Origin of the sequence: Krasilnikovia sp. MM14-A1259, from assembly GCF_047159535.1 — a bacterium.
In the GTDB taxonomy this organism is placed as follows: Bacteria; Actinomycetota; Actinomycetes; order Mycobacteriales; family Micromonosporaceae; genus Actinoplanes.
Genome location: NZ_BAAGAJ010000002.1, coordinates 1,426,781 through 1,442,185, shown reverse-complemented (window position 1 = coordinate 1,442,185; position 15,405 = coordinate 1,426,781). Strand labels below are relative to the sequence as shown.

Here is a 15,405-nt window from a genome sequence, read left to right as displayed (position 1 = left end):
GCGGGGCTGACGGCCGGGTGGTCACTAACCGGCGCTCTACGGCGCATCTCCCTGTTGCCGGTCAGGCAGCCCCGGCAAGGCCCGGGAGTGGCGGTGTCATGAAGGCCCTCGAAGGGCGACCGCACCAAGCCATCTCCCGAACCTCGCCGAGATCGACAAGACCCTACTTCCAAGATCCTGTCGAAGGGATGGTGCCCTAGTGACCGCGAGCCCAGGCCCCGCACCGATGGCGGTGCGGTCATGACACTCCCTGTGTCAACCTCAGGCAACGAGCAAATCGTTTTGTCCGGGTTGGATGAGGCGTTTTGCGTTGCCGTGCCGGGCGGGGTCGTAGGCGGTGCGGTTCTGCCAGCAGCGCCAGATGACGCGGATCCAGGCGCGGGCGAGTACGCGGACGGCGTGGGGATGGTCGTGGCCGCGGGCTCGGGCGTCGGTGTAGACCTTCGCGGCCCATGGGCTGGCGTGGCGGCTGTTGTCGGCGAAAGTGGTGACCGCGACGCGGAAGCGCTTGTTGCAGGCCCAGCGGAAGTGCACAGCTCGGTGTCGGCCGGATTCCTTGGTGACCGGGGTGGCTCCGGCCAGCGCCGCGATGGCGTCGGGGCTGTCGTAGGCTTGCCGGCAGTCGCCCCACTCGGCGAGTATCTGGGCGGCGTTGATCTGACCAGACCTTGGCAGCGACGTGAAGATCGGCGCGTCTGGGTGCTCTCCGAGTGTGGCGATGGTGCTGCGGTCGAGGTCCTTGAGTGCGCCGACCATGGCCTTCAAGATGGTGACCAGGGCGAGGACCGTGTCACGGACCGCCTCGCAGAGCGTCTCGTCCAGGGTGCCGGCGGGTGCGCCGCGCAGCCGGGCCAGGAGTTGCTCGGCGGGGCGCCGGCCGCAGTAGCCGTGCTTGACGCAGAACGCGGCCAGGCGTTTGACGCCCAGGTGCTGGGCGTGGCGGGCGGTCGGGTAACGGGTCAGGAATTCCAGGGCGATCGGCGATTCCACGTCGGCGAAGATCGCTTTGGCGCCGGGCCAGTGCGCGTCGAGCAGCGCGGACAGCTGGTTGGTGGCCGCGACGCGCATCTCGACCAGGTCACCACGGGTGCGGACCACGGTGCGCAAGGCCTTGGTCTGCGCCGAGTACGGGGTGGCCAGGTGCAGCCGGTGCCGACGCAGCCGCAGATACTCGGCGATGACTTCGGCGTCGCCGGCGTCGGACTTTGCGCCGGAGAGCACCTCGGAGTCGCGCCACGCTTTGATGGCGTTCGGTTTGACCGGCACCACCGGGTGGCCGGCTTCGAGCAGCACGTCGACCAGGCGGCCGTCCGGGCGTTCGATCCCGACTGGCATGGTCTCGGGCTCGCCGATGCGGGCCAGCCGCCGGGTCAGGCCGGCCAGGCCGTCGGCGGTGTGCTCAATGGTGAACGCGGCGATCTTCCGGCCGGCTTCGTCCTGCACGCACACGGCGTGAGTCTCGGCGGCCCAGTCGATTCCGACGAAGAAGGATGCTCCTTCGACGTTGAGAGACAACACAACTCCTACAAACGCTGGCAGCGACGTGACTCGACGAGCGGGGCTGACGGCCGGGTGGTCACTAACCGGCGCTCTACGGCGCATCTCCCTGTTGCCGGTCAGGCAGCCCCGGCAAGGCCCGGGAGTGGCGGTGTCATGAAGGCCCTCGAAGGGCGACCGCACCAAGCCATCTCCCGAACCTCGCCGAGATCGACAAGACCCTACTTCCAAGATCCTGTCGAAGGGATGGTGCCCTAGTGACCGCGATCCCGAACCCTGCGCGGACCGGCGCCTCGGACGCGGTCCGCGGGCTGACGGTTGGTGAGGACGCGGTCCGCGGGCAGAGCGCCGGTGGCGCGACCGGGCGCGCCGGCTGGCACCGGCGTGCCGCCGCGCTGCCGCTGGGCTACCTCGCGGCGCTGGTGGCGCTCGCGGTGCTGCACCCGTGGCTGCCGGCGTGGCGCTGGCTGGCCATCCATCTGCTTCTGCTCGGTGCGGTGACCAACGCGATCCTCGTCTGGAGTGCGCACTTCGCCGCGGCGATCCTGCGCGTCGCCGCCCCGGTGCGCCGCCGCGGCGAGGCGGTCCGGCTGGCCGTGCACAACGTCGGCGTCGTCGCCGTACTGATCGGCGGCGCCGCCGACCTGCCGTGGCTCGGGGTGGCCGGCGCGGGTGCGGTGTTCGCCGCCATGGCCGCACACCTGGCCTGGCTGTCCCGGCGCCTGCGGACCGCGCTGCCCGCCCGCTTCGCGGTCACGGTGCACTACTACCAGGGCGCCGCGGCGGCGTTGCTCGTCGGCATTCCGGTGGGCGCCTGGATGCTGGTGGTCGACGACTCGTCGCGGCCCCGGCTGGTGCTGTTCCACGCCCACGTCAACCTGCTCGGCGGGGTGACCCTGACCGTGCTGGGCACGCTGCTCACGTTCTGGCCGACTGTGCTGCGTACGCGCATGGCCGACGACGCCACCGCGGCCAGCCGCACCGCGCTTCCGGTCGCGGCGACCGGCCTGGCGGTGCTGGGGATCGGCGTACTGGCCTGGTGGCCCCCGCTGGCCGTCGGCGGCCTCGCGCTGGTGGCCCTCGCCGCCGCGCTGACCGTACGCCCGGCATGGCGCGCGGCTCGCGGCAAACCGCCCGCGTCGTTCGCCGCCTGGTCGATCGCCGCTGCCGGCGGCTGGCTGTTCGTGGCGTTCGCGATCGACGGCGCGAACCTGCTCACCGCCCGCGGCGCGGCCGCGGCGGCCGACCGGTTCGGCGCGGTCCTCACGCCGCTGCTGGTCGGGTTCGTCGCGCAGGTACTGCTGGGATCGCTGGCCTACCTGCTGCCGGTGGCGCTCGGCGGTGGCCCGGCCGCGGTCCGGGACCGGACGGCGGCACTGGACCGGCACTTCGCCCAGCGCGTCGCGATGGCCAACGCCGCCCTCGCCACCTTCCTGCTGCCCGTCGGCCCGTACGTGCGGATCACCACGTCGCTGCTGCTCCTGGCCGCGCTGGTGCAGTTCCTGATCCCGGCCGCCCGTGTGCTGCTCACCGCCCGGAGGTAGACCCGTGTCCACTCCCGACTCCGCCTCCGCCGCACCCCGCTCGCTCGGCGGCTTCGCCACCGGCGTGGCGCTCGTCCTGCTGGCCGTGCTCGTCGGCGCGGCCGCGCAGCGCGTCTCCGGCGGACCGGCGCGGGCCTCGGCCGCCGAGATCGTCGCCACCGGTCACACCACGACCGTCGCGGTCACCGCGGACGGGATGCGTTTCCACCCCGACCGGATCACCGTGCCCGCCGGAGACCGCCTGGTCATCGAACTGGCCAACCACGACCGCCGCCGCCACGACCTGGTCCTCGCCACGGGCGCGAAGACGGGTGCGGTCGGCCCGGACGGCACCGCCCGCCTCGACGCCGGGGTCATCGGCGGCCGCGTGGACGGCTGGTGCTCGCTGCCCGGCCACCGGCAGGCGGGCATGATCTTGACCATCACGGCTTCCGGAACGGACGGCCGGGTGGCGGACACCGCCGGTCACGGCGACCACGCGGCCGGCATGACCGGCATGCCGCACATGGACGCGATGGCCACGCCGGACCCCGGGTTCACCGCCCGCGACGCGACCGCGCCCACCGCCGCTACGGGCCGCCTGCATCGCGTGGAACTGCGGGTCCAGGAGGTGGTGCGGGAGGTCGCGCCCGGCGTACGGCAGAAACTGTGGACGTTCAACGGCACCGCCCCCGGTCCGGTGCTGCGCGGCCGGGTCGGCGACACGTTCGAGATCACCCTGATCAACGACGGCAGCGTCGACCACGGCATCGACTTCCATGCCGGGGCGCTCGCCCCCGACCGCCCGATGCGCCCGATCAACCCGGGGGAGCGGCTCGTGTACCGGTTCACCGCCACGAAAGCCGGCATCTGGATGTACCACTGCTCGACCATGCCGATGCTGTACCACCTCGGCAACGGCATGTACGGCGCCCTGATCATCGACCCGCCCGACCTGGCCCCGGTCGACCGGGAGTACGTGCTGGTGCAGTCCGAGCTGTACCCGGGCGGCGACGGGCAGCCGGGCGACCTCGCCAAGATGCAGGCCGAGCAGCCCGACGCGGTCGTCTTCAACGGCTACCCCGCCCAGTACGTCCACCGGCCGCTGACCGCACGCACCGGCGACCGGGTACGCATCTGGGTGCTCGACGCGGGCCCGAACCGCAGCACCGCGTTCCACGTCGTCGGGGCGGTGTTCGACACGGTCTACGCCGAGGGCCGCCGCCAGCTGCAACCGGGCGACGCGGGGGGCGCCCAGGTCCTGCCGCTCGCCCCGGCGGCCGGCGGCTACGTGGAGACCGTCCTGTCCGAGGCGGGCCACTACCCGTTCGTCAGCCACATCATGGTCGACGCCGAGCGCGGCGCCCGCGGCAGCATCGAGGTGAGCCCACGATGACCACCGTGCCGGAACCGGCGACCCGGCCACGGCGGCGAACCGTACGCCGGTTCGTGCCGCCGCAGCACGGCGCGTGGGCGATGCTGCTGGTGCCGTACCTCGTCGGTGTCCTGGCGGCCGGCTTCCGCTGGCCGCAGGTGCCGCTGCTGGTCGCGTGGCTGGCCGGCTACCTGCTGTCGTACTACGTGCTGCAGGCGATCAAGACGCGCCGCCCGGCCCGGTTCCGCGCCCCGTTGCTGCTGTACGCCCCGGCGACCGCGGTACCGGCGGCCGTCGTCGTGCTGGCCCGGCCGCCGGTGCTGGCGTACGCGCCGATCTTCGCGCTGCTGCTGGCGGTCAACGCCGGCTACGCGTGGCGCCGCGACGAGCGGGCCTTGGTCAACGACCTCGTCTCGGTCGTGCAGAGCTGCCTGATGGTGTTCGTGGCAGCCACGATCGCCGGCGTGGCTCCCGGCGACGTGGCCCTCCCGTTCGTCGCGGTGTTGCTGTATTTCACCGGCACGGTCTTCTACGTCAAGACGATGATCCGGGAGCGCGGGAACGCCACGTTCTACCGGGTGTCGGTCGGCTATCACCTGGTGGCCGCTGCCGTCCTCGCGTGGGTGGCGCCGCCGCTGGGATTGTTGTTCGCGCTGCTGGCGGCGCGCGCCTGGGCCCTGCCGCCGCGGGGTCTGCGACCCCTGCAGGTCGGCCTCGTCGAGATCGCCGCGTGCGTGCTGCTCGCGGTCACCGTACTCACGGTCTAGCCGGTTCGAACGCCAGCTCCACGAGCCGCCCGACCAGCGTGACGTAGTCGATGCCGCACGCCGCCCAGACCTTCGGGTACATCGAGTGCGCGGTGAAGCCGGGCATCGTGTTCAGCTCGTTGACGTACAGCCGGTCGGCGCTCTCGTCCCACAGCAGGTCCACGCGGGACAGACCCCAGCCGCCGACCGCGGTGAACGCGGCCAGCGCCAGTTCGCGTACGCGTGCACTGACGGCCTCGGGGAGGTCGGCCGGGACGGTCATCGGGTCCGCGTCGCCGAAGTATTTCTGCTGGTAGTCGAACCAGCCGCCGGTGACCGCGACCTCGCCGACGACGGACGCCTCCGGCTCCCACCCGCCGAGCACCCCGCACTCGATCTCGCGGCCGTGCACCCCCTGCTCGATCAGCACGAGGCTGTCGTGTTCCAGCGCGGTCTCCACGGCCGCGGCCAGATCGTCGCCGTCGGCGACCCGGGTGATGCCGATCGACGAGCCCATCCGGGCCGGCTTGACGAACAACGGCCGCTGCAGCCCGGTGGCCAGCCCCTCCGGGTCCGGCGTGGTGCGCCACGCATGCCGGTCGAACCACACGTACGGGGTGACCGGCACGCCCTCGGCGACGAAAGCCCGCTTCATCGCGACCTTGTTCATCCCCACCGCCGACGCCGCGATGCCGCATCCGACGTACGGCACCCCCAGCGCCTCCAGCACGCCCTGCACGACCCCGTCCTCGCCGAACGGCCCGTGCAGCACCGGGAACACCACGTCGCAGGTGGCCAGCACCGCGCCGTCGGCGCAGATCGCGAGCGTGCGCGGCGCGCCGCCGCGGCGCAGCTCGACCTCGGGCCCGGTCACCTCCAGCGCGTCGTCGATGGCCCGGGCCACCCCGGAGCGGTCGCGCAGCTTCTCCAGGACGTCATCCGGCACGAGCCGGTATCCGCCGTCGCGGGTGACGCCGACCGCGGACACGTCGTGGCCGCCCTCGGTCAGGGCGCGCAGCACCCCCAGCGCCGATGCGCAGGAGACGTCGTGCTCGGCCGACGGGCCGCCGAAAAGGACCGCGATGTTCATGCGTCACTGCCTTCCATGAGCCGGCCGACCAGGCCGGCCTCGACGTTGCCGCCGGTCAGCACGACGCCGACCGTACGGTGGCCGCCCGCGCCGGTGACCTGCAGCGCACCCGCCAGGGCGGCCGCACCGGACGGTTCGACGAGGAGTTTGAGGTGCATCATGATGAGCCGGAAAGCGTGCGCGATCGCGTCGTCGTCGACCCGGACCGATCCGATGCCGGAGTCGCGCAGGACCCGGAACGGCAGCTCCCCGACGCAGGCCGGGCGCAGGCCGTCGGCCAGCGTGGTGGCCGGGCTCACCGGTACGCGGCGACCCGCGGCGAGGCTTCGCGCGAGCGAGTCGCACCCGTACGGTTCGACGCCGTGGACGGCGATGCCGCGCCCTTCGGCGGCCAGCACGGCGCCCGCCGCTCCGCCGCCCCCGCCGACCGGCACGACCAGGGCGTCCAGGGGTGTGCCCGCGGCGTCGGCCGCCTCGATGAGTTCGAGTGCAGCGGTGCCCTGCCCGGCGACGACATCCGGATGGTCGTACGCGTCGATGACCGCGTAGCCGGTGTCCGCGTGGACCTGCCGGACCGTCTCGTGCGGGTCGCCGTCGGCGCGCAGCACGCACGCCCCGGCGGCGGCGGCCCGCGCGACCTTTCCCGGTGCGGCGTCGGCGGGCAGGACGACGACGGCGGGCAGCCCGTGCCGCTGGGCGGCCTGCGCGACGGCGGCGGCGTGGTTGCCGGTGCTCTGGCAGACGACCCCGGCGGCCCGGCCTTCGGCGGCCAGCCGGCCCACCGCGACGGTGGCGCCGCGCATCTTGTAGGAGCCGCTGCGCTGCAGGTTCTCGGCCTTCAGCAGCAGCCGGGCGCCGGCCAGTTCGTCCAGTTCGGCGCTGCTGAGCATCGGGGTCCGCACGATTTGCCCGTCCAGGTAGCGGGCGGCGTCGGCCACATCGGATCGGCTGAGGTTCCGTTCGGCGACGGCTGGTTGCACGGTGTCACGTCCCTCCTCGGCGGTTGACCCGGCCGAGTGTTACAGCCAGTCACCCGTGGCTGCCTCGGACCGCGGACGGATCATGCCGGGCGGCGGTGCAACTTTCGGCCGAGGCCACCGGGAATCGGGGCCTGGACCAGCCCACCGAGCTGTGTGAGGGCGCGGCCACGCGCGGCTACGGCCGGGCGGGTCCAGCGACGGGATGTTCACCATGCGTGACGGGCCGCGGTCGACGGGGACACCGTCGACCGCGGCCCGTCGAGGGGACCGGCACGCTCAGTGGAACTGCAGCATGTCCGGCTTCGCCGCGAGCTCCGCGATCTCCTCGACGGTGAACGGCATCGTCGTCAGCGACGGCTTCGACCCCCGGGCCTTGCCGGGGGCGTCCAACGGCGCGGTGTGCTCGTCACTGCTGTGGCCCTGGTCGGCCATGACGACCAGGGCGCCGCCCTGCAGGAGCCGGCTGGCCACGATGTGCGCTCCGGCCTTGTCGGTCCATGTGGCGATCTCGATCCGTACGCCGCGGACCTCGCGAACCGTGCAGGTGGTGCGGGCATCGGCCTTGCAGCCCGGGACGCGAGTACCCCCGATCAGGATCTCCGCGGACAGGGCGCCCTCGCGGCCGCCGTCCTGCACCAGGAGTGTGGACCCCGCGATGCCCATGATGCCCTTGGCCGGAGCCGGGTGCGCCGCGTCCGGCAGGACACTGTGCGGGTCGAGACTCGCGTCGTACTTGATCTCCACGGGCTTGGCGTTGGTGCCTGCCGGGACCGCCGTGACCAGCAGCCGCTGCATCGCCTCGCCGTGGTCGGCCGCCGCGCGGGCGGGCGGGAGACCGGCCGGCGCCAGCGCGGCGTTGGTCGCCGGGGCGGGCGCGAGGCCCGTGCCGCCCTGCTCGACGGCCGGCTTGGCGCCCGTGCCGGCGTACATGCCGCCGGCCGCCAGCGCGGTCGCGGTCAGCAGGCCGGCCGCGGCCACCGCTGTCCGCCGGCTGCGCCGCGCCGAGCGGCGGGCGTTCGCCAGCACCGCGTCGCCGCCGCGCAGCGGTGGCGCTCCCTCCACCAGCCGATCGCACATCTGCTTGATGTCGCTCACCGTCGTCCTCCAAGAATGGGTTGGGCCATTTCCGGGTCGGCAGCGGCAAGTGCCTCTCGCAGCGCGGCGAGGCCGCGCGAGGTCTGGCTCTTGACCGTGCCGGTGGCGCAACCGAGGATGTCGGCGACCTGCTCGACCGGCAGGTCGCCCCAGAACCGCAGCACCAGCACGGCTCTGTGGCGGGGCGTCAGGGTGGCGAGTGCGGCGCGGACCAGCATGCGGTCACCCGGTTCGATGCCGCCCGGGGCGACGGCGTCGAGCGCGGGGCTCTCCGGCACGGTGGAATGCTCCCGGCGCCAGGGTCGGCGCCGTTCGTCCAGGAAGGCCCGGACCAGTACGCGCCGGGCGTACCCGTCGAGACTGTCGCGCTGCTCGATCCGCTGCCACGCCCGGTACAGCTTCGTGAAGGCGATCTGGGTCAGATCCTCCGCCAGATGCCAGTCGCCGCACAGCAGGTACGCGGTGTTGCGCAGATGGTTGCCGCGTGCCGCGTAGTACGCGGCGAATGCCTCGTCCACGTCCGTGCGACCGGATCGCCGTAGCAATCTCATGCCGTTGTTCGCTCCCCTCCACCTCGGTCACGGTAGACACGGGACGAAAGGTGCCGCGGGTTCCCGGGTGGACGGAAAACTTTGCGGCGGCGGCCGGCGGGTGGTGGATCCCGCGGACCGCCGCCATCGGGGAGGGGTTCAGAGTACGGAGTTCAGGGCGGGCAGGTAGCCGGACTTGTAGCCGGTGCCGGTCGGGTGGAACGAGTCGGTGGGCGGGATGACCGTGAGGCCGTGCAGCCATGCGCTGGGCCCGCAGATGCCGTGCCCGGTGAACTCGTCGGTCACGTCCGACCAGATGAAGCCGGCGGCTTGGGCGTGCGCCTTGATGGCCTTGTTGAGTTCGACGGCGCCGGCGTTGAGGGACTTGCGCTTGGGGATGCTCATGCCGGCGAAGCCGCAGCTCGGGGCGTTCTCGTCGAACAGGATCGGGTAGCCGAGGACGACGACCTTCGCGTTCGGCGCCTTCGCGCGGATCTGCGCGTACGTGGTGTCGAACTTGGCGGGCATCTGCTCGTTCAGGATCTTCAGCCCGTCGGCGACCTTGGCGGCGCACCCGCTGTCGCTGGACAGCGTGCACGTCATGATGGTCGACGCGAAGCCGACGTCGTTGCCGCCGATGGTCACGGTCACGAAGTCGGTGCTCGCGTTCAGGGCGGACAACTGGGTCGAGCGCAGCGTGTCGGTGGTGGCGCCGCTGCAGGCGACCGACTGGAACGACTTCGGGTGGTTGGCGCTGTTCCACAGCCCGGGGTAGCCGTTGGGGCTGCGCAGGCAGACTCCGGTCTGCCCGGAGGCGCCGACTCCGGACGAGTAGGAATCGCCGAGCGCGACGTAGTCCCAATCGGACGCGCCGGACGCGGCGGCTGCGGGAGCAGCGAAGGCGAGGGTCAGCAGGGTGGACGAGATGAAGCAGGCGAGGGCGGTGGTGGCTCTGCTCATCGGGTGGCCTCCGGATCCACGAGGGAAATGGGGGCCGAAGCGCTCCGGTTACTGACGAGTATGTCAATCTCTTGCGACAATTAATATAGTGACATTGTTGTTAACATGTTGTAACATGCATCAATGTGACCTGCATGAACGTCATGCGGGAATCTTTCCTGCGCCAATTGATATTGGCGGCCGTTCGGCGCATTCCGTGCGCATTCCGGGCTGCTTCCGTGCGCCCTTTTCGGCCAGATCACGTTTCCGCCAGGTTGCCGGTTTCGGGCTGGTCAGCTCGGATTTGTCGGCCACGGGGGCGAGGGCGGCGCCCGGCACGGACGGGCATGCTGGTCCGACTTCTGCCGTCGGTGTCGAGGGGTTCGTGTGGAGTTCGACGAGGGGGACGGCCGCGGGCTGGCGCGCCGCCGATTTCTGAGCCTGCTGGCCCTGACGGTGCCGGCTGTCGCGCTGTCCGCGAGTCCGGCCGTGGCGGCGGTGTCGGCCCCGTTGCGCGGAGCCGTCGATCTCGACCCGGTGGCGTCGGCCGCGGGGGCGTGGGGCGGGCCGGTCCGCTTCCAGCGCGGCAAGGCGATGCTGGGCTCGTACCTGTCGCTGCGCGGAAAGACGCTCACCCAGAGCCTCGCGCTGCGCCAGCAGCAGCTCGGCCGCGGCCAGCGGATCGTGCACGTGTACTACCCGTGGTCCGACTACTACCCGACCTCGCACCCGCAGGTGCCCGCGGACGCGGTGCTGATGATCTCCTGGGCGGGCACCAAGCTCAGCAAGATCAACAGCGGTGCGAGTGACCACCACATCGCCAAGATGGCGCGGCTGATGGCCGGCATGAAACGGCCCATCCTGCTGCGCTGGGGCTGGGAGATGAACGGCAACTGGTTCTCCTGGGACGGCGTGCACAACGGCCGGAAGCCCGCCAACTTCATCAAGGCATGGCGGCGGATGCACCGCATCTTCCGCCAGCACGGCGCCACGAACGTCGCGTGGGTCTGGGCCCCGAACTGGAACTCCGGCCCGGACGTGTCGTGGAACAAATTCACGCACTACTACCCCGGCGACGCATACGTGGACTGGGTCGGTGTCTCCGGCTACAACTTCTCCAAGGAGTCGCCGAAAACGCTGTTCACGCCGATCGTCAAGGCGTACGGCAGACGCAAGCCGATCATTCTGGCCGAGACCGCAGCCGTGGAACACGGCAGGCACACCAAGGCCCGATGGATCAAGAGCCTGTCCGCGTACGTGGCCAAGACGCCGTCGATCGGTGCCGTGGTCTGGTTCGACACCGACAACCAGAAGGGCACGAAGCGTAACTTCCGGCCGGACAGCGACGGCGAGGCGCTGGCCGCCTACCGGACGATGACGCGCGGGACCCGCTTCTCCGGCTGATCAGCCGGCCGTTGCTGCTCGTTGGTGGCGTGCCCTTCAGATCCCCGGACGGCGCGGTCTGCCGTTCGACCCGGACGGCGGGGTAGGGCTGGCCCTACCCCGGGCCCGGCGGCGGGCGGGATGGTGCCCCCGTTGTCCCGGCGCCTAGGTTTGTTGAGCATGACCGCTGTATCCGGACCCCCGCCGACCACCGCCGAACGCCGGCCCGGCATCCCGCACCTGCTGCGCCGCGCCGTGGTGGACACCGTCTACCTGTTCACCGGTTTCCCGCTGGCCCTGGCCGGCTGGATCGTGGCCCTGGTCGGGCTGACCACCGGCGCCGGACTGGCTGTCATCGTGGTGGGGGTGCCGGTCCTCATGCTCACCGTGCTCGCGGTACGCGGCCTCGCGCAGATCGAGCGGCTGCGCATCCGCGGCGTGCTGGGCGACCCGGACACCCGCGCCGCATACCGGCGCGCCGCCCCGGGCACGGCGCCGGTGCGGCGCTGGCTGATCCCGCTGACCGACCTCCAGTCGTGGCTCGACGTCGCGCACACCGTTGCGGTCTTCCCGCTGGCGCTGCTCACCTGGAGCGTCGCACTGCTGTGGTGGGTGACCGCGCTGGCCGGGGTGAGCGCGGTCGCCTGGCGCGGCCGCATCCCGGGCGTCACCTTCTACTTCACCGACGACATCGCAGCCTCACCCGCGATGCGTACCGCCGTGATGACCTGCATCGGCGCGTTCGCGCTGGTCACCCTGCCGTTCGTGACGCGGGCGATGGCCCTGGGGCAGGCCTGGTTCGGCAAGGCGCTGCTCGTCGACGTCGGACGGCTACGGGGCCGGGTCGTGCGGCTCGAGCAGGAGATGGCCACCGCGCAGACCCGCACCGCGGCCGCCGTGTCGGCCGAGGCGACCGCGTTGCGCCGGCTCGAACGCGACATCCACGACGGGCCCCAGCAGCGTCTCGTACGGCTGGCCATGGACCTCGGCCGCGCCCAGCACCAGCTCGACACTGACCCGCAGCGCGCCCGCGACACCGTCGGCGACGCCATCGCCCAGACTCGTGAAGTGCTGGCCGAACTGCGCGCGCTGTCGCGCGGCATCGCCCCGCCCATCCTGGTCGACCGGGGGCTGCTGGCCGCGGTCACCTCCCTCGCCGCCCGCTCCACCGTCCCGGTCGATCTCGACGCCGCGGACCTCGGCCGGCTCGACACCGGCGTGGAGACCGTCGCGTACTTCGTGCTCGCCGAATCCCTGACCAACGTGGCGAAGCACAGCCACGCCACCGAATGCACCGTCACGATGCGCCGCGACGACGACCGGCTGCTGCTCTGCGTGGTCGACAACGGCGTGGGCGGTGCCGCCCTCGCGAAAGGACACGGCCTGGCCGGCCTGAGCGACCGCGTCCACGCGGCCGGGGGAGAGCTGCACCTGACCAGCCCGCTCGACGGCCCCACCACCGTGGCCGCCTGGCTGCCGTCACGATGACCGCGGCCAGCTGCCTGCGGGTCGTCGTCGCCGACGACGCCGTTCTGCTGCGCGAAGGTCTGGTCCGTCTCCTGCAGGAGGCGGGCCACACCGTCGTCGCCGCGGTCGGCGACGGACCGGCACTGGTCGACGCGGTCGAGATGCACCGGCCGGACGTGTCCGTCGTCGACGTACGCATGCCGCCCAGCCACACCGACGAAGGGCTGCGCGCCGCCGTGCAGATCCGTGGCCGGAGCCCCGCCGCGCCGATCCTGGTGCTCAGCCAGTACGTCGAGTCCTCGTACGCCACGGACCTGCTCGCCGATGGCGGGGGCGCGATCGGCTACCTGCTGAAGGACCGGGTCGTCGAGGTCGCCGACTTCCTCGACGCCCTGCAGCGGGTCGCCGGGGGCGGCACCGCGTTCGACCCTGACGTGGTCGCGCAGCTGCTCGTCGGGCGGCGCCGCGACGCGCAGCTGCGCGCGCTGACCCCACGGGAACGCCAGGTCCTCGCGCTGATGGCGGAGGGGCAGTCGAACACCGCGATCGCCCGCCGGCTCGTGGTCACCGACGGCGCGGTCGAGAAGCACGTGCGCAACCTGTTCACCAAGCTCGGCCTGGTACCCGACGACGAACAGCATCGCCGGGTCCTGGCCGTGCTCGCGTACCTGAACGGCGGCGCTACTCCACCCTGAAGTGACACACCACGGTCTTCTCCGAGAACGTCCTGCCGTCCGCGCTGCGGACGTACCACCCGTAGTTGACGCCGGGGGTCAGCGGCGGCGCGGTCACCGTGACCGTGCCGGAACCGGTCACCGGCGTGCTGCGGCCCGCCGCGTCGCCGATGCCGAAGACCTGGACGTTGGGGCCGGTCTCGACGCTCTGCCACAACGAGAACTCGGCGTACACCTGGGCGGTGGGATCGGCGTGCGTGACCTTGGCCGACAGCTTCGGCGTGCGCGTGGCGACGGTGCCCCACGTGCTCTTGTCCTGGCTGCAGCCGGGGTCGGCGGGGCCGGTGGAGGCGGGAACCGTCGTGTTCATCGTGGGGAGCTGCGGCTGCGGGGTCTGGTCGGCAGTGAGCTTGCCGACCTCGGTCGCGGTCAGCGCGTACGCATACGCCCGCGCGTCGTCGACGTCGCCGACGAACCCCGACGTGACAGCCTTGTCCGGGTTGTCCTGGGTGTCGGCGCCCACGGTCCAAGCGCCGTCGGCGGTCCACCGGCTGGTGTGCCCGGCGCTTGCCGCGAGCTTGCCGTCCACGTACAACTGGAGCTTGCCGGCGCCGGCGTCGTACGTGCCGACCAGGTGGGTCCAGACTCCGGCGGTCGCGGGCGCGGTGACCCGGTCGGTGCGGGCACTGGTTGCATCGCTCACCGGCATGACGAACTGCCAGGCGTTGTCCGGCTTGCTGTAGCCCAGCGTGACACCGTTGATCTCCTCGCCGCGCTCGCTGAGCACGGTCCCGGTAGGTGCGCCCGAAGCCAGCCGGGCCCACGCCGAGACGGTCAGGCTCGCGCGGGTCGGCACGAGCGACCCGCGGTCCTTGGCGCCGACGACCATGCCGGTGCCGTCGAAGTGCAGTGCACCGCCCCGCGCCGGGATCCACGTCGTGCCGCCCTTGAGGTGCCCGGTGTACGAGTTCCCCGAGGCGTCGACGGTGTCCGGGCCCGAGCCGTCGCCGAAGTTCCACGTGACGGCCTGACCGCGGGTGTAGCCGATCATGGGCGCGTGGTCGGAGAAGCCGTTCGGGTCGCCCTCGCTGACCGCGTTGCCGGTGGTGTCCGCGTACTCGGTCAGGGCGTCGCAGGCGGCGAAGCCCGCGGTCGAGAACAGGTAGTCGAGCTTGGTGGGTGGCTTCGGTGGCGTGCTGCCGTCCGGGCTGTTGTAGTGCGTGACCTCGTTGACCGCGTCGCCCGGCACGTACGCCTGCTGGTCGCACTCGGCGTAACGGTCGTACAGCGGCGTCAGCGGGTTCGGGGTCGACGGCGAGGAGTTGAAGTCGCCGCCGAGCAGCAGCGGACCCATCGCGGACACCTTGTCGGTCAGGGACGCGACCTGGCGCGCGTACTCGTCGTTGTGACCGTCGCGGTGCGGCAGGTGCACCGTGCACACCGTGGTGTCCCAGCCCCGGACCTTGGCACACAGCAGCGGCTTGCTGCTGCCCAGGACGGTGCCGGAATCGGGGTAGTACACCGGGTCGCCGGGCACGAGCAGCGCCGGGTGCGAGGTGCTGGTGATGGTGCCGTGCACGACGATTGCGCTGCCCAGCGTGCCGACGAGCCCGTCGCGGCACGGTGCGTCGGCGACGGTTTCGGCGCTGCTGCGCCACCGGTCCACGGCCGCGTACGTCCAGCCCGGGCCGAGCAGGCCCATGAGGCTGCCCAGCAGGCTGCCGTCATCCGTATGGGCGCTGTCGGCGGGGAAGCAGATCTCCTGCAGCAGCAGCGCGTTGAGACCTCGTGCGTGTGCGATGCCGGCGATCGTCTCCGCCTTGCTCTGCGGCCGGTTGCGCCAGGGGCAGAACGAGTCGGTGCCCCTCATGCCGCCCGCATCGTTGCAGACGTTCCAGGTCATGGCGCGGATCGACTCGCGTTGGTAGGCCGTCGCAGTGGGGTCGAGCACGGCGGCGGGCTGCAGGGCCGGCGGCGGGCCGGCCATGGGACCGGCGAGCTTGACCAGGCCGACTACCGCGAGCACCGCCAGCGCGGCACCGAGTGACGCCGCGGGCCGGGCGCCGCGGCGGAGGATCCGATGCATTGTTCTCCCCGTAATTGCCG

The 15,405-nt window shown here is 72.0% G+C and carries 13 protein-coding genes; 6 read left to right on the top strand and 7 right to left on the bottom strand.

Going from position 1 to position 15,405, the window contains the following annotated elements; genetic code table 11:
- Positions 1-261: 261 nt before the first annotated feature.
- Complete coding sequence (locus ACMCNK_RS06120) at positions 262-1,515, bottom strand: IS110 family transposase (RefSeq protein WP_412734627.1); 1,254 nt, start codon at positions 1,513-1,515, stop codon at positions 262-264.
- Between the two features lie 239 nt (positions 1,516-1,754).
- Between ACMCNK_RS06120 and ACMCNK_RS06115 the strand changes: the two genes are divergently transcribed.
- The 3 genes from ACMCNK_RS06115 to ACMCNK_RS06105 are packed head-to-tail and all read left to right on the top strand — an operon-like array spanning position 1,755 to position 5,162.
- Positions 1,755-3,041, top strand: a complete 1,287-nt coding sequence (locus ACMCNK_RS06115; RefSeq protein ID WP_412735427.1) for a hypothetical protein — start codon at positions 1,755-1,757, stop codon at positions 3,039-3,041.
- Positions 3,042-3,045: 4 nt separating this feature from the next.
- A complete protein-coding gene (locus ACMCNK_RS06110) occupies positions 3,046-4,416 on the top strand; it encodes a multicopper oxidase domain-containing protein (RefSeq protein ID WP_412735426.1) in 1,371 nt (456 codons plus the stop codon).
- Positions 4,413-5,162 (top strand): YwiC-like family protein, encoded by a 750-nt coding sequence (locus ACMCNK_RS06105; RefSeq protein WP_412735425.1) that lies wholly within the window; start codon positions 4,413-4,415, stop codon positions 5,160-5,162. Before ACMCNK_RS06110 ends, ACMCNK_RS06105 begins: the two co-directional genes overlap by 4 nt.
- Here ACMCNK_RS06105 and ACMCNK_RS06100 read toward each other — a convergent pair.
- From ACMCNK_RS06100 to ACMCNK_RS06080, 5 genes are all read right to left on the bottom strand, one after another.
- A complete protein-coding gene (locus tag ACMCNK_RS06100; protein ID WP_412735424.1) occupies positions 5,152-6,231 on the bottom strand; it encodes a D-alanine--D-alanine ligase family protein in 1,080 nt (359 codons plus the stop codon). The genes ACMCNK_RS06105 and ACMCNK_RS06100 overlap by 11 nt on opposite strands.
- Positions 6,228-7,211, bottom strand: coding sequence for a threonine/serine dehydratase (locus tag ACMCNK_RS06095; protein WP_412735423.1), 984 nt, complete (start codon positions 7,209-7,211; stop codon positions 6,228-6,230). The genes ACMCNK_RS06100 and ACMCNK_RS06095 overlap by 4 nt, the downstream gene beginning before the upstream one ends.
- 276 nt (positions 7,212-7,487) lie before the next feature.
- Positions 7,488-8,306, bottom strand: coding sequence for a hypothetical protein (locus ACMCNK_RS06090; protein ID WP_412735422.1), 819 nt, complete (start codon positions 8,304-8,306; stop codon positions 7,488-7,490).
- The gene (locus tag ACMCNK_RS06085) at positions 8,303-8,857 is read right to left on the bottom strand and encodes a SigE family RNA polymerase sigma factor (RefSeq protein ID WP_412735421.1); all 555 of its coding nucleotides are present in this window, start codon (positions 8,855-8,857) and stop codon (positions 8,303-8,305) included. The genes ACMCNK_RS06090 and ACMCNK_RS06085 overlap by 4 nt, the downstream gene beginning before the upstream one ends.
- 138 nt (positions 8,858-8,995) lie before the next feature.
- Positions 8,996-9,796, bottom strand: a complete 801-nt coding sequence (locus ACMCNK_RS06080; protein WP_412735420.1) for an SGNH/GDSL hydrolase family protein — start codon at positions 9,794-9,796, stop codon at positions 8,996-8,998.
- Positions 9,797-10,162: 366 nt separating this feature from the next.
- On the opposite strand from ACMCNK_RS06080, the gene ACMCNK_RS06075 reads away from it, so the two are divergent.
- From ACMCNK_RS06075 to ACMCNK_RS06065, 3 genes are all read left to right on the top strand, one after another.
- Entirely contained in the window at positions 10,163-11,179 is a 1,017-nt protein-coding gene (locus tag ACMCNK_RS06075) for a glycoside hydrolase family 26 protein (RefSeq protein WP_412735419.1), read from the top strand.
- Between the two features lie 159 nt (positions 11,180-11,338).
- Positions 11,339-12,646, top strand: a complete 1,308-nt coding sequence (locus ACMCNK_RS06070) for a sensor histidine kinase (RefSeq protein ID WP_412735418.1) — start codon at positions 11,339-11,341, stop codon at positions 12,644-12,646.
- 14 nt (positions 12,647-12,660) lie between these two features.
- Positions 12,661-13,320: a response regulator gene (locus tag ACMCNK_RS06065; protein WP_412740760.1), complete on the top strand. Its 660-nt coding sequence runs from the start codon at positions 12,661-12,663 to the stop codon at positions 13,318-13,320.
- On the opposite strand, the gene ACMCNK_RS06060 is transcribed toward ACMCNK_RS06065, so the two are convergent.
- Positions 13,307-15,385, bottom strand: a complete 2,079-nt coding sequence (locus ACMCNK_RS06060) for a LamG-like jellyroll fold domain-containing protein (RefSeq protein WP_412735417.1) — start codon at positions 15,383-15,385, stop codon at positions 13,307-13,309. The genes ACMCNK_RS06065 and ACMCNK_RS06060 overlap by 14 nt on opposite strands.
- Positions 15,386-15,405 lie beyond the last annotated feature (20 nt).